Consider the following 309-nt stretch of genomic DNA (forward strand, 5'->3'; position numbering starts at 1 on the left):
CCATGTTCCGATGCACGATGTTCACGCTGCCGGCCGCGCTCTGCATGTTCACCGACATGTCGCGGGTCACCGCAGCCTGCTCGGTGACGGCCGAGGGCACGCTGAGCGAAATGTCGCTGAGCTGGCCGATCGAGGCGGCGATCGCCTCGATGGCCTCCACGGAATGCGCCGTGGCGCCCTGCACGGCCCCGATCTGCGTGGCGATCTCCTCCGTGGCCCGGGAGGATTGCCCGGCGGGCGCCTTGACCTCCGCGGCCACCACCGCGAAGCCGCGACCGGCCTCGCCGGCGCGGGCCGCCTCGATCGTAG

The 309-nt window shown here is 71.8% G+C and carries 1 protein-coding gene; it reads right to left on the reverse strand.

The window, feature by feature from the left end; genetic code table 11:
- Positions 1 to 309: methyl-accepting chemotaxis protein (locus tag ACLBXP_RS25575; RefSeq protein WP_447670626.1), on the reverse strand; the 309-nt coding region annotated here is incomplete at both ends.

Source organism: Methylobacterium sp. A54F, from assembly GCF_053346035.1.